The sequence below is a fragment of the Roseburia sp. AF22-2LB genome (genome assembly GCF_003461125.1).
In the GTDB taxonomy this organism is placed as follows: Bacteria; Bacillota; Clostridia; order Lachnospirales; family Lachnospiraceae; genus Roseburia_C; species Roseburia_C amylophila.
The window spans coordinates 1-13,275 of the sequence record NZ_QTWM01000012.1 but is presented as its reverse complement, the minus strand read 5'-3'; the positions used below and the strand labels follow the sequence as shown (position 1 = coordinate 13,275).

The window sequence follows — 13,275 nt, the reverse complement described above, 5'->3', positions numbered from 1 at the left end:
AATGCTACTGCTTTTTCATATTATCTCTTCCTTTTTTCTTAACTGATTTCTCACTTTTGCCATAATCTTATCATAAGAAAATGCATTTTATAAGAGGCTGCCACAGCCGGATTTTGGTAAAAAATCTATCCAGTGTAACAACCTCTTTTATGTCATATCTTTACTAAATTTACTTTATCAAATCGACGCAGTCCGGTTTTATCTGATACAATGCTTCTGTAAGACTTCCGTCTTCATTGCGGAAAACAACGGAAATCCGAAGTGTGGAAGCATCTTCTTTTCCATCGTTTCCTGACATGGTAATTGCATTGACGCTAAAATATTCATCCTCTGCAAGCCAGTTGGAAACTTCGCCGCTTCCGCCATTTGCAACATAATCTTCTTTTTCAATATACTGTGTTCCAAAATCTACCCAGCCATTTTCGTCCGGTGTAGCAGAAAATACCGGATAATCCTTTACGATTTCAAAATAATCCGATAAATTATCTGCTGTAATTCCATCCACGAAATCTCTGACCTGCTGATTCATATAGCCTGCTGCAGCTTTACTTTCTGCTCCGGTAATTACGCTGACTTCTGCTCTGCCGGCAGTTCCTTCCGTATCTGCTGTCTCAGCTCCTGCCGCAGCTTCTTCAAGCTTCTTAAGGTACTCCTCCGCTGCCGCCGGATCTGCCTTAGTGGTATCTAATGGCAGGGTAAAAAGTGCAATTGTGCCAGCATAGTCTTCCACTTTACGGTAAGAGCCACTTTCATTGTCCATTCGAAATGCAGCCGTTTCGCTCCCGAAGCTGTCCACGATTCCCAACTGTACGCCACGGTCTGCAAATATTTCCAAATCATCACATTCTATCAGCTCATAAAGAACGCCGTCTTTACAGAACCAGGTAAGTGTCTCATCCATGGTTGCTGCATTGGCATCCAAAAAAGACACGCCATTGATTAACGGTGCCACAAAGAAATTGCGGTCTTCCATATCCGTTCCGTCACTTTTTGCAATTGCAACAGCTGCATAAGTATGTGATTTGCTGACATTTTCCCGAGTTTCCTGTGGTACACAAAGCTCTAATTTTTCTCCGGACACCAGTCCTAATAAGGTAATATCATAGCCATTGCTCTGCTGCGTCTCATTGACGCTTACCGCATCCTCTCCGGCAAATGCCCGGCTCAATGCTCCATTGTCCGCTACTTCATCCGCAATCTGTGACGGACTTAGGAAATGATACGCTGCATAGGCACTGCTGCCGCCTAACAACAATACGGCGCAGGCACTTGCTGCGATTAATTTACGTGTTGGATGAAATTTTCTATTATGATTCATATTGACCTCCAAAGAAATATGTCCGGAGGCATGCAAAGAAGAAAAAGCCTGTTTATATCTTTCTTTATCTGTCATTTTCCCATTCCTCCTTTAATACATTTCTGAGCAGTCTGCGACCACGCGTCAACCTGACCTTCACGTTGCTTTCTGTCACATTCATAATCTTCGCGATTTCCCGGATGGTGTAATCCTCATAATAAAATAAATGTATGACGATTCGATACTTCTCTGGAAGCTTCATGACTTCTGTAAACAGTGTCTGGGCTTCTGGTGTCTCAAATGTCAGTGTCTCCATATATTCTTCTAACGGCACACCTTTCTGCCGCCAGAAAGAAAGATTGATATTCTTTGCTTTATTGATTGCCACCCGAATGAGCCATGCTCTGATATGCTGCTCATTTTCAAATTGTCTGTTGGTTGTATGATATTGAAGAAAAGTATCCTGCACCACATCATCGGCATCTGCTGCATTTTTACAGATATTGAAAGCCGCTGCAAATAAATGGTCTTTATACTTTTCCGCTAATACCTCAGTTGCTATTCTCATGAGTGATCCCTCATATTTCTTTTCTGTTTAAAAGGCCTTTCACTATATATACAAATGGGGATGGAAAAAGGTTACAAAAAAAGAGCTGACCGACCCAAACCTCAACTGTGCCACAGCTCTTTTTATTGTCCAAATCTTTTTATAAATTATAACATATTCCTTTGAAGCAGTTCTTCTATTTCACTCTTTTTTGGTATTGCACGGATAACACCTTTTCTGGTTGTCACTATAGCTGCCGCTGCATTTGCCAGCTTTAAAAGTTCCTCCAACTGCTTTTCTGTCAAATTATTAAAATCATGTTCCAGAAGATAATTCAGCACACTTCCCATAAACGTATCTCCTGCACCTGTTGTCTCGATTGTCTTTACAGAAAATCCACTACATTCCACACGCATTCCCTTATAATAAGCGCGGCTTCCTTCTTTTCCCATTGTTAAGAGAATGAGTGGTATCTGATATTTTTCCTGAAGGCATCTGATTCCCTCATCATAATCTTCTTTTCCAGTAACAAACTGAATCTCATTATCAGAGATTTTCAATATATCACATTGACTAAATCCATAATTCATCTGTTCTTTGGCTAATTCTAATGAACTCCACAAAGGTTCCCTTAAATTTGGATCAAATGAAATGAGTGCTCCACTCTCCTTTGCCGCTTTAACCGCTTTCTTTGTTGCAGCTCTTACACTATCCTGTGTCATAGATAACGTTCCAAAATGGAAAATTTTTGCCTGGGAAATAAATGTTGTATTAATTTCATCTTCTGTCAGCATCATATCAGCACCCGGATTACGATAAAAAGAGAACTTACGGTCACCATCCGGAAATGTATGTACAAATGCAAGTGTTGTATTTACAGTACTGTCTGTAAAAAGATTGGAGGTATCAATTCCAATATCATTTAACGTATTTCGAAGCAATTTTCCAAACTGGTCTTTTCCAACTTTGCCAATAAATGCTGTTTTCTTTCCCATTTCATTTAACATTGCCAGAACATTACATGGCGCTCCACCAGGACATGCTTCAAACAAATCATTCCCCTGTTCACTCTGTCCATTCATCGTAAAATCAATTAATAATTCTCCCAATGCAATAACATCAAAGCTCTTTTTCATATTACGATTCCTCCTATATTTCTTCCTTTTGTTTTTATAGAAATGAAACCAGTTCTTTTCCGAACTGGTTTATCACTTCCTTTTCTTCTATATCATCATACCATGAAATGAAATTCATTTTTTCACGGTTCAATTCCATACACTTCTACATTTTCCAGCACAACACTTCCTTCTACTGCCTGAAAATATATTTTATTTTGTTCATTTCCCGCAAATACATTCATAGAATGATTATTTTGATAATTATCAGTAAATAATTCTAAGGAACTTTGATCAGATAAAATATGAACATCTAATACATCTTTTTCTTTTAAAAAGAGTATACTGTGTGATATCCCTTTACTCCATCCATCTGCCTTATTACGATTTACTTTTAATTCTCCATTCTTCAAATCAAATATACAAACTGTTTGATTTATTTCATCGCATCTTAATTTTACAAGTAATTGCTGTGCATTGCTCGCTCGTAAATTTATATTAAATTTCAGTTCAAATGCTATTCCATCATCTGATTTTAACTCTTGTTGCGAATCACAAATCACCAACTTGTCCTGAACATATTTACCAGTTTTTTTTCTACATTTTTTTAACTCCCGTATCGGAACAAAACTCAATCTTCCACTTTTGGTCATATTAACTTCGCGCGGAAAATTAAAGAATCCGCACCAGTCTTCCCTGTAAGTCGGTCCCCAGTCTTTAAAAAACGGCATCCATTCCCATTCATTTGCCCATGCAACCATAATTCTTCTTCCATCAGGTGCCTGAAATGATTGTGGTGCATAATAATCAAAACCCCAATCAATTTCTCCTGAAACATCATAATCAAACCTGCCGGTATCATAATCAAACGAACCGGTTAAATACACACAAGTCCTCTCTCCTGCATCGATAGGTGAAAAAGTTAAAACATACCGGTTTCCTATACGAAAGAAATCAGGACATTCCCACATGGTTCCCCATTCTCCCCTGCTTTCTGCTAATACATTTATAAATGCCCAATGTATCAAATCTTCTGAGCGATACAATAACGCCTGTCCTTTTTGATTTTTTGAAGCTCCGCATACCATATAATAGCTGTCTTCGTGTTTCCATACCTTGGGATCCCGGAAAGAATCTGGCGAAATCCCTTCCGGTGCTGTTAAAACTGGATTTTTTTCATATTTTTCAAAATGAATACCATCTTCACTATAAGCAACACACTGTGTCTGGACAAATCCATTTCCATGATTCGTTGCTGCTGTGTATATTAAATATAGCTTTCCGTCAAATTCAATTGCACTTCCGGAAAAACATCCACCCTTCAAATGATCTTCATAAGGTTCACTTGGTGCTAATGCAACCGGAAGATACTCCCAATGAATCAAATCATCACTGACAGCATGTCCCCAGTGCATATTTTCCCAAAAACTCTGATATGGATTATACTGATAGAAAAAATGATACTTTCCTTTGAAATATATCAATCCGTTTGGATCATTAATCCATCCCGTTTCTGCCATAAAGTGGTATTTCTGCCTCATTTTTCCCTGTGAAACTTTTTCTTTATTCTGATTAATTACTATTTGTGCCCGTTCAATTTCCTGAAGCATTTTTTCCTTTGACATCAATTGACCTTTCTGCTCCCTTTTCTATCTTGGCCATCTTTTTTCTTTCTCAGGAAGCTTTGAAAAAACATTATGTGGTTCCTTCTGATACCAGTATGCAACACTTGACAAATCATCCTGACGTTCAAATAAACCTTTATGTCCAACACCAATCTGTTGCACAGTAACCTTAAGCTCCTCATCAAAAAACACCGGATCCATGACATGCCAGCGATAAAAACCGCGCATTGGTGGACAATCATCATTATGATATAAATTATTTACCAGATCATCATGCCTTGAATAATATGGATATCCAAGAAAAGGAGTTGTATATGTCTGTTCTATCGTTTTTCCGTCTTCATGTTTGGCAAAACTCCAGGAACCTCCAAAATAATCTTCCATTCCGGTTCCACAGATTGTTGGATATTGTTCATCTCCATCAATATAAAACTTTACTTCTCCTTCACCCCACCAATATCTTTGAAGTGTAGACAATGCTATATATGTACCGATATAATGACCACTACCTTTTATTCCATCTGCAATAACATAATCTTTTCCCAGCTCGGTAAGAGCTTCTCTTCTCCAGCTTGCGTGAAAATATTCCGTTTCTTCTGGCAGATAATTGTATAAATTATAATCAATCTGATAAAAAAAAGCCGGAATTGCATTTGCATGCTGATTTTCTAATGTAATAACTGCTCTCTTTTTAAATGGCATCTGAATATAAGAATTTAACCCTCTGGATGGGACAACTGTTATAAGACTGGAATTAATATAACACTCTTTTCCAAATCCACAACAGAAAAAATCCCCTAACGGTACTTCTACTGATGGATTTTCCTCGCCGTCCCAATACATTCTGAGAACCAGGTCCCTAAGAACAAAGCAATCTCCTTCTGACGTTTTATTATCCGTTGTTATCCATATATGATGAATAATTCCCGGACCATCTATTTCTCCTAAAACAACCGTCTCTCCCGGCTGGATATCATTCAAACACGGACTGCCTTTTCTTGATTTTCCGAGAACGCTGGCTGCCATACCTCCCTTTCCCTTTTCTCCTGTCCTGTTTTCAGCATTAATCGCCCTGCTTTTTCCATGTGTCAGATAGGGAAGCATTGCTGCTGTTCCTGGCAGCATAATCATATTTTTATCCATTTTATACCTTATCCTTTCGTTGCACCCATAGTCATTCCAGCTGTTACCCATTTATTTAATGCAAAATAGATTACCAGTGGAGGAAGAATTGAAATTGCTATTGCAGCAAATGTTGAACCCCAGTCCACATTTCCAAATGCTCCGACATAATCTTTTAATCCCATTGCCACTGTCTTGGCTGAAGTATCACTAATAAATGTATTTGCAAAAATAAAGTCATTCCAAATCAGAATACTATACATGGAAGCAATTGTAATAACGGTATTTCTTGCTAATGGGAACACAATCTGAATAAAAGTCCGAAGCGGTGAACACCCATCAACAACCGCTGCCTCTATCAATTCATTCGGAACAAATTCGTAAAAACTTACAAACATCATAACTGATAAAGGTAATGCAAATCCTACCTGTGGTAATATTAAAGAAAAACTTGTATTTAAAATACCTAGTTTACTATAAAAAATAAATAATGGTATTAATGTAATCTGTACTGGAACCATAATTCCAAATGTAAAGAAAGAATAAATTGTTTTTGTTCCTCTTACTTTAAATTTTGACAATGCATATCCTGCAGTAGAACTTAATACTACAATCAGAATCAGCGAAATAACGGTCACCTTTAAACTATTCCACATATACATACCGATTTTACCATCTGATAAAACCTTAGAAAAATTTTCCAGCGTAATACTCTTTGGAAATGCAAATGGAGCTGCTGACAACTCTACGGTTGGTTTCACACTTGCAACAAACAACCATATGACCGGATATATCTGAATGATTAAGAAGAGAATAATCAATACTGCAAATATTATTTTTATTATTTTTTTCTTCAATGATTTCCCCTCCTATTCCTTCTGATGCGTTCTTTTTCAATTCTTTTTTCTTCTTTTTGTTCCTTTGAAGTAAAAATTTTTCTTAAAATATAAACAACTAAAATACTTTCAATAATAATAAACACCGCTAAAGTACTGCCATAACCATACTGGTTACTTGAAAACGCCTTTTTATACATATATGTAGACATTAATTCGCTGGCATTTCCCGGTCCACCACTTGTCAATAAAAATGGAATATCAAATCCTCTTAATGCTCCTGTCAAACACATCGTCAAAGTCAGAAGTATAATATCTTTTATCAATGGCATTTTAATTTTAAATAATATCTGCATTTCAGAAGCGCCATCTATTTTGGCAGCTTCATATACAGAAGGATCTAATGAAACCAGTGCAGCATAAAATATAACCATATACATTCCAGTAAATCTCCATCCTTCCGGTATGGATACAGCTGGTAATACAGTACTTACTTTCGCAAGCCAGGACGTTACCATTCCACCTAAACCTACTTTTTGTAATATCTGATTCAATAATCCCATAGGCTCTGTTGAGTACATACTTCTAAAAAGCTGTGTGATAGCAACTGTTGTAATAATACATGGTACATAATACAACGTTTTAACCAGTGTCACATGCTTTGTCATATATGTCAGCAATATTGCAAAAAACAGTCCAATTAATAATTGCATGGAAACTACAATAACAAGGTAAATCAGATTGTTAAAAAATGCCTTATAAAAAACTTCGTCGTGAAACATAGTCACATAATTTTCCAATCCGACAAACTGCTTTTTTCCTATTCCTCCCCATTTCATAAAACTTAATCGAATAGACTCTTCTATTGGATAAAATACTGCCAAAATATAGAACAATAATCCTGGAAGTAAAAATGCCAGAAAGGCCTTTTTGTTTCTTATAACGCCCATTATAACTCCTTCCTTTTCATTTATATAAATCTGTTACGAGATATGTATTACCAATCATGATAATACATATCTCGATATGTCATTTACTTATTTTGTATATTCTGCAATAGAATCATCTACCAGTTTACAAAAATCGTCTACTGATAAATCACCGGATGCCAGCAATAATAAATTATCCTGCATAACGGTATTGGTATTGGAATCAAGGTATGTATCCCAAGGCTTCAGGAAGTTTTCACCTGTAGACTGCATATCTTCCTGAATTTTCAGATAAAGATCTGAGTATTCAACATCATCCGGTAAATCGGTTTTAATTGGAGACATCTGCTGTTTTCCAGCATATAATTTACCATAATTATCAATTACATATAAGATAAAATCTTTTGTTTTTTCATCAAATGTTTCTGCATTAAATGCCATACCAATTCCAGAATTTATACAAAATTCATTTGGCTGTGTTTTTGCACCTTCAATAGTAGGAAGATAAAAATAATCAATTTTACCCTGCTCATATGCATCCTGCATAGCGCCGATTTCCCAGTCACCAATATAATACATTGCAGATTTTCCATCTAAAAACATTGATTGTGCTGTTGCATAGTCTGTTGCAGCAAATCCATCATTAAAATACTGACCCATTTCTTTCATAAATTCTGCTGCTTCTCTTCCGGTTTCACTGTCCATTTTCTCTTTTCCATCTCTTAAATTAATGATAAAATCATTTCCGGTTTCTCTAAATGGAAGCATTGCTAAGTATCTCTGTACCGGCCATCTGTCAACACCATCTACCGAAATCGGTGTAATTCCATTATCTTTTAAGGTTTTACATACATTCAGCCACTCATCCATGGTAGTTGGTGGTGTCAGATTATACTGTTCAAAAATTTCTTTGTTATACCATGTCATTTCCACATGATATTCTAATGGTAAAGTATACATGGAACCATCTGTAAATTCCTGATATTTTAATGCAATCGGATAGAAATCATCATATCTGTCATTATCTTTTAAAAATTGTTTTACATCTACTAACATTCCTGCATCTACCAGCTCCTGACAATATGGATCGGCATCAATATCAATTATATCCGGCATATTGCCTCCGGCAATTAATGTCTTTAATTTCTGTAAATAGGAAGGTCTGTCCGCTGTTGTTTCAAATTCAATTTTCCACTTTCCGCCTTTTTCTTTACTGTACTGATCTGCAATTTCATGCATTACCTGATCTATTTCACCATCCACAGGTCTTGATGTCATCCACGTAACAGTTACCACATCATCATCATCATTTTTTGCTTCTTTTTTTGTAGAACCACAGCCTGCAATCAACCCTGTTACCATTGTTGCTAACAATAAAATACTCATCATTCTCTTTTTCATTTTAATCCCTCTCTTTTCTTGTTTTTATCACAAAATTGTTTAATTCTACTTCTCCCTGTACCACATAAACACCGGCATAGCCACCTTTGTGATCATACATTCTGGTAGATAATACAATTTCATCATTAATATACACAATACAGATATCATCTTCTCTTATTATCAGTAAATGATATTCATCTGCATCCGGAAGCCTTCTGGATGTTTCTATCTGGTATGGTACATCACCTTTTATCTGCCACTGATAGATGCCCTTTTCTGAACGTGGCCACATATCCCATGCTACTTCCTTTTTCCGTTGATTCATTCTTAAAAAATAACCCTTTTCCATTTCAGAATCAACATGTAACGCTATTCCGAATTCATGTCCCCGCTTCACACAGACATCCATTTCAATTGAAAAGCAATCTTCCGGAATTTCATAGACACCGGAGCCTAAGGTATCACTTATTACATGAATTCCTTTTTCTGTCTTTGTTATCCGGCTATTATAGCCTGCTGCTGGTTTCATATCCTGTACTTCATCATAGAACTCTTTCACACCTGGAATAACACGGACTTTTAATGTTCCATCTTCCGGATTCTGAATCAATTCATGGAACACCATTGTTCCACCCCATTCCCATGGTCCAAAATCTTTATTTCCATATTTGCTTGCAATCCATCCAAATGCAAATCTTCGCTGTCCATCTGATGCGGTTTTGATTGCATAATCTGATCTGGTGTCAAAGACATCATCTTCAGGAATTTCCCATGGTCCATTTGGACTTTTTGAAATTCTATAATGTGTAGTAAATTGATCCGAAAAAGTGGAGAAAACCAGATACCAGTAATTTCCCATCTTGAAAATTTCAGGACATTCCATGGTGATATACATGCCAGGGGCATAAAACGGTTTTTCATAGGTCCATTGTTTCAAATCCTTTGACTTACACAATGCAATACAGCCTCCCCTTAATTCACCTCCTCCTTTAATTCTTGAAGCCAGAAGCATGTCATAACATTCATCTTCTTCGTTCCAGTATACAAATGGATCCCGCCAGTCAAATTCTTCATATTGCTTTCCATCAGAAACAAACAAAAATTCTTCTACTGTATTAAGATGTTCTAAATCTGTTCCTACTGCCTGCATTACAGACTGTACACTTTTTCCATTAATTTTTATATCTTCATTATACGCAGTAAAAAATGCATGATAAAGATTTTCTTTGTCTTTTATTACGGAACCAGTGTAAGCATTCTTATTTGGCTTGTCATCTCCTCCTCTCTTGATTGCTTCCCCTTTGTATTCCACATTTACAAAGTCTTTTGTTGTTACAAGATGCCAGGTAGTTTCTTCTGCATACTCTTTGTCTCTGATTCTTGGATCATGCAGATAATAACCATAAAAAGTTCCATTTTCATAATACGGTATTAAATCTCCAACCCATGCATCTTTTGGTCTGTACAATAATTTTTTCATATGCACCTCTCTTTGCACTATTTGCATGTTTTTTCTCGTTCTTTTTATGCTCAAATTTTAGCATATGCACTATTTATTTTCAACATACCTTTCTCAATTTTATCATTTTCTATTTTTTTTACATAATAAAAACTGTTGTTTTATACATGTTATACATCTTTTCATTGTTATTTTGTGCATTTCATGCATTTTTATTTTTCGCACATTTTCTTCTTCCTTTATTCTTAATAAAGTGTTACAATAAATCTGGAGGTGGAAGTATGAAATGCACGATTAAACAATTAGCCGAAGAATTAAACTTATCCAGAAATACTGTTGCTAAAGCTTTAAAAAACAGTAATGAAGTTTCTTCGAAAACAAAGCAGCGGGTTTTAAATAAAGCCAGAGAACTGAATTACAATAACATAAACAAAGAACTTTTTTCCGAATCGGGAGATGTTACTTCTCCATCTAATGTGAATAATGGTTCTATCCTGTTTCTTACCAAAACCTATGCACCAGACTCTGAATTCTGGACTGCGGTTTTAACAGGTATTGAATCCATCTTATCTAATGCACATTATCATCTTGTAATTGGAATCATGTCTGAAAGTGATTTGAAAAAAATGGATTTTCCTACTGCATTAAAAGATCCTTCCATTAAAGGTATTATTCTTGTGGAAATTTGTGATGGGGCTATCTGCAATGCATTGTTACAATATAATCTTCCAATTATTACTGTTGATTTACCAAAGGATTATAATCCTGCTTTAGATATGATAGATATTGTTACTATGGAAAACAAAAGAAATATTCACCGGATTGTAAATCATTTAATTTCCAAGGGTGCCGAGCGTTTTGCCTTTGTTGGAGATATTTATTCCGCAAATGTAGGACGAGGTTTTCAGGAACGTTTTGATGCATTACAAGAATGTCTTTCTGATAATCACCTGGAACTAGACCGGAAACATTGCTTATTAACAGAAACTTCTGATGAATTTCAGGACTTTCAAATAGTCGTTAAAAAATTACAAAAGATGGCTTCTGTCCCGGATGTATTTATTTGCGGGAATGACCGTACAGCAATCCAATTAATATATGCTCTTCAATTTTTGGGTTATCAGATTCCAAAAGATGTAAGTGTAGTAGGATTTGATGGTATTCCTGCTTCTGAAAGGATTACGCCTTCTCTCACTACAATACAGACTCCAAAAAAATACCTTGGTATTGCTGCAGCCCGCCAGATGTTAGAGCGGATACAATACCCAAACTCTCCTCATTCATATATGGAATATGAAACAAAACTTATTATCCGGGATTCCACAATATAGAATTAATTTTGAAAGGATATTATACTATGGAAAACTTCTTTTCACTTGATGGTAAATTTTTTCGATTTATCAACAAATTTACCAGTTTAATTGCTTTAAATTTTTTATTCATTATTACATCCCTTCCTATCATTACAATCGGGGTATCCTTTTACGCCCTTTATCAAACAAATTTAAAACTTTCACAAAATACAGAATCCTATATTGCAAGAACTTATTTTTTCTTTTGGAGAAAAAATTTAAAGCAGAATATTCTTCTTTGGCTACCTGTAATGATTTTATTTATATTTTGTCTGATTAACTTATACATTTTACCTTTTATGCCAGAAACCTTTTTCAGGTCTCTCACTCTCTGTATACAATTTCTTATTTTGTTGTTATTGCAGGGATTTCTTATTTATGCATTTTTTCTTCCGGATCAATACAGAACTACTTTAAAACATACCGTAAAAAATGCAGTTATATTGACTTTTAAATATCTTCCAGCTACTTTTTTATGTATTTGCATAAATGCACTACCAGTTTCTATTCCCATATTGTTACCAAAAATAACCGGATATGTGTTAGCAGCTTTTATTATAATAGGCTTTTCCGGAATTTCATTTCTGCATACTTTCATATTGCAACTACTATTAAAAAAAGAGAACCTCATCGGTTCTCTTTAAAAAGGCGTCTGCCGGATTTGAACCGGCGATAAGGGTGTTGCAGACCCGTGCCTTACCACTTGGCTAAGACGCCACATATTTAATTGTGTCAATTCACACTCATATAGTTTACCAAAGCAGCACAAATCCGTCAAGAGAGAATTTACAGATTTCTACCTGCTTTTTACACAATTCCATGCAAATTTATTTGCTTTTTTTACATAAGAACAGTATACTTATAATGTTATAAAATATTAAACCATTTTTAGGAGGAACAAATATAATGGAAAAAGGTAAGTTAGGAATCAGATTATCATTTTATGCAGTAGCCGCATTTATCCTTGCATTCTTAGGATACAGCACTGTTCTTGCATTACTGACTGGTTTCGTTCTCATCGTGGAGAAAAATGAATGGGCTTCCCGTCAGGTAATTCAGGCATTTTTCTTATGTATCTTTGCAGATATCGTAAATGGTATTTTAAACATTTTCGATTTCTTATACCAGATACCTCTTATGGGTTCTGTATGGGGAACAGCAATTTCTGTCATCGATGGTATTGTAAGCCTTGTAGTTCTGATTTTCTGTATCATGGCTCTTGTAAACACAGCCAAAGGAAACGAAGCAAACGTTCCTGGATTAAACGGACTTGCAAACTGGGCTTACGGCATTGTAGCTCCAAAGGTAAATCAGGCACAGCAGGCTTATTATGGACAGCAGCAGTTCAACGGACAGCAGCAGTTCAACGGTCAGTCACAGCAGTTCAACGGACAGCAGCAGTTCAACGGTCAGCCACAGCAGTTCAATGGTCAGCAGCAGTATCAGCAGCCAGAACAGCAGAATCCAAATCAGCCACAGTAGAATTATTACATAGCGAAAAAATTTAAGCGCAGAGCATTCATTGCCCTGCGCTTTTCTTATGCAGTTCTTCAAAAGAGGGTTATAGGACAAAACGTGTTGATGGCTAATCCCATTCTGTAAAAGATTTA

The 13,275-nt window shown here is 36.0% G+C and carries 12 protein-coding genes and 1 tRNA gene; 3 read left to right on the top strand and 10 right to left on the bottom strand.

Annotation, left to right across the window (positions count from 1 at the left end; all coding sequences use genetic code 11):
• Positions 1–169: 169 nt before the first annotated feature.
• The 9 genes from DWX96_RS13245 to DWX96_RS13205 all read right to left on the bottom strand — a co-directional run bounded on the left by DWX96_RS13245 (position 170) and on the right by DWX96_RS13205 (position 10,334).
• Positions 170–1,393 carry a hypothetical protein gene (locus DWX96_RS13245; protein WP_118057736.1) on the bottom strand — a complete coding sequence of 408 codons (1,224 nt, stop codon included), beginning with the start codon at positions 1,391–1,393 and terminating at the stop codon, positions 170–172.
• Positions 1,383–1,865 carry an RNA polymerase sigma factor gene (locus tag DWX96_RS13240; protein WP_118057735.1) on the bottom strand — a complete coding sequence of 161 codons (483 nt, stop codon included), beginning with the start codon at positions 1,863–1,865 and terminating at the stop codon, positions 1,383–1,385. Before DWX96_RS13240 ends, DWX96_RS13245 begins: the two co-directional genes overlap by 11 nt.
• Before the next feature lie 146 nt (positions 1,866–2,011).
• Complete coding sequence (locus DWX96_RS13235) at positions 2,012–2,980, bottom strand: PfkB family carbohydrate kinase (RefSeq protein ID WP_117699239.1); 969 nt, start codon at positions 2,978–2,980, stop codon at positions 2,012–2,014.
• A gap of 122 nt (positions 2,981–3,102) precedes the next feature.
• Entirely contained in the window at positions 3,103–4,569 is a 1,467-nt protein-coding gene (locus tag DWX96_RS13230) for a glycoside hydrolase family 32 protein (RefSeq protein ID WP_330415648.1), read from the bottom strand.
• A 39-nt stretch (positions 4,570–4,608) separates the two neighbouring features.
• Positions 4,609–5,715, bottom strand: a complete 1,107-nt coding sequence (locus DWX96_RS13225; protein ID WP_118057761.1) for a glycoside hydrolase family 172 protein — start codon at positions 5,713–5,715, stop codon at positions 4,609–4,611.
• A gap of 20 nt (positions 5,716–5,735) precedes the next feature.
• Positions 5,736–6,563 carry a carbohydrate ABC transporter permease gene (locus tag DWX96_RS13220; protein ID WP_022242530.1) on the bottom strand — a complete coding sequence of 276 codons (828 nt, stop codon included), beginning with the start codon at positions 6,561–6,563 and terminating at the stop codon, positions 5,736–5,738.
• On the bottom strand, positions 6,560–7,492 hold the full coding sequence (locus tag DWX96_RS13215; protein ID WP_117842185.1) for a carbohydrate ABC transporter permease: 933 nt from the start codon (positions 7,490–7,492) through the stop codon (positions 6,560–6,562). The genes DWX96_RS13220 and DWX96_RS13215 overlap by 4 nt, the downstream gene beginning before the upstream one ends.
• A gap of 87 nt (positions 7,493–7,579) precedes the next feature.
• Entirely contained in the window at positions 7,580–8,872 is a 1,293-nt protein-coding gene (locus tag DWX96_RS13210; protein ID WP_117699248.1) for an ABC transporter substrate-binding protein, read from the bottom strand.
• Between the two features lies 1 nt (position 8,873).
• The gene (locus DWX96_RS13205) at positions 8,874–10,334 is read right to left on the bottom strand and encodes a glycoside hydrolase family 32 protein (protein ID WP_118057733.1); all 1,461 of its coding nucleotides are present in this window, start codon (positions 10,332–10,334) and stop codon (positions 8,874–8,876) included.
• Positions 10,335–10,594: 260 nt separating this feature from the next.
• Here DWX96_RS13205 and DWX96_RS13200 point away from each other — a divergent pair, with 260 nt between their 5' ends.
• Both DWX96_RS13200 and DWX96_RS14985 read left to right on the top strand, forming a co-directional pair.
• Positions 10,595–11,644: a LacI family DNA-binding transcriptional regulator gene (locus DWX96_RS13200; protein WP_118057732.1), complete on the top strand. Its 1,050-nt coding sequence runs from the start codon at positions 10,595–10,597 to the stop codon at positions 11,642–11,644.
• A 26-nt stretch (positions 11,645–11,670) separates the two neighbouring features.
• Complete coding sequence (locus tag DWX96_RS14985) at positions 11,671–12,309, top strand: YesL family protein (RefSeq protein WP_118057731.1); 639 nt, start codon at positions 11,671–11,673, stop codon at positions 12,307–12,309.
• A gap of 2 nt (positions 12,310–12,311) precedes the next feature.
• On the opposite strand, the gene DWX96_RS13190 is transcribed toward DWX96_RS14985, so the two are convergent.
• Positions 12,312–12,382: transfer RNA gene (locus DWX96_RS13190), tRNA-Cys, on the bottom strand.
• 189 nt (positions 12,383–12,571) lie between these two features.
• Here DWX96_RS13190 and DWX96_RS13185 point away from each other — a divergent pair.
• Positions 12,572–13,147, top strand: a complete 576-nt coding sequence (locus DWX96_RS13185) for a hypothetical protein (RefSeq protein WP_117699226.1) — start codon at positions 12,572–12,574, stop codon at positions 13,145–13,147.
• Positions 13,148–13,275 lie beyond the last annotated feature (128 nt).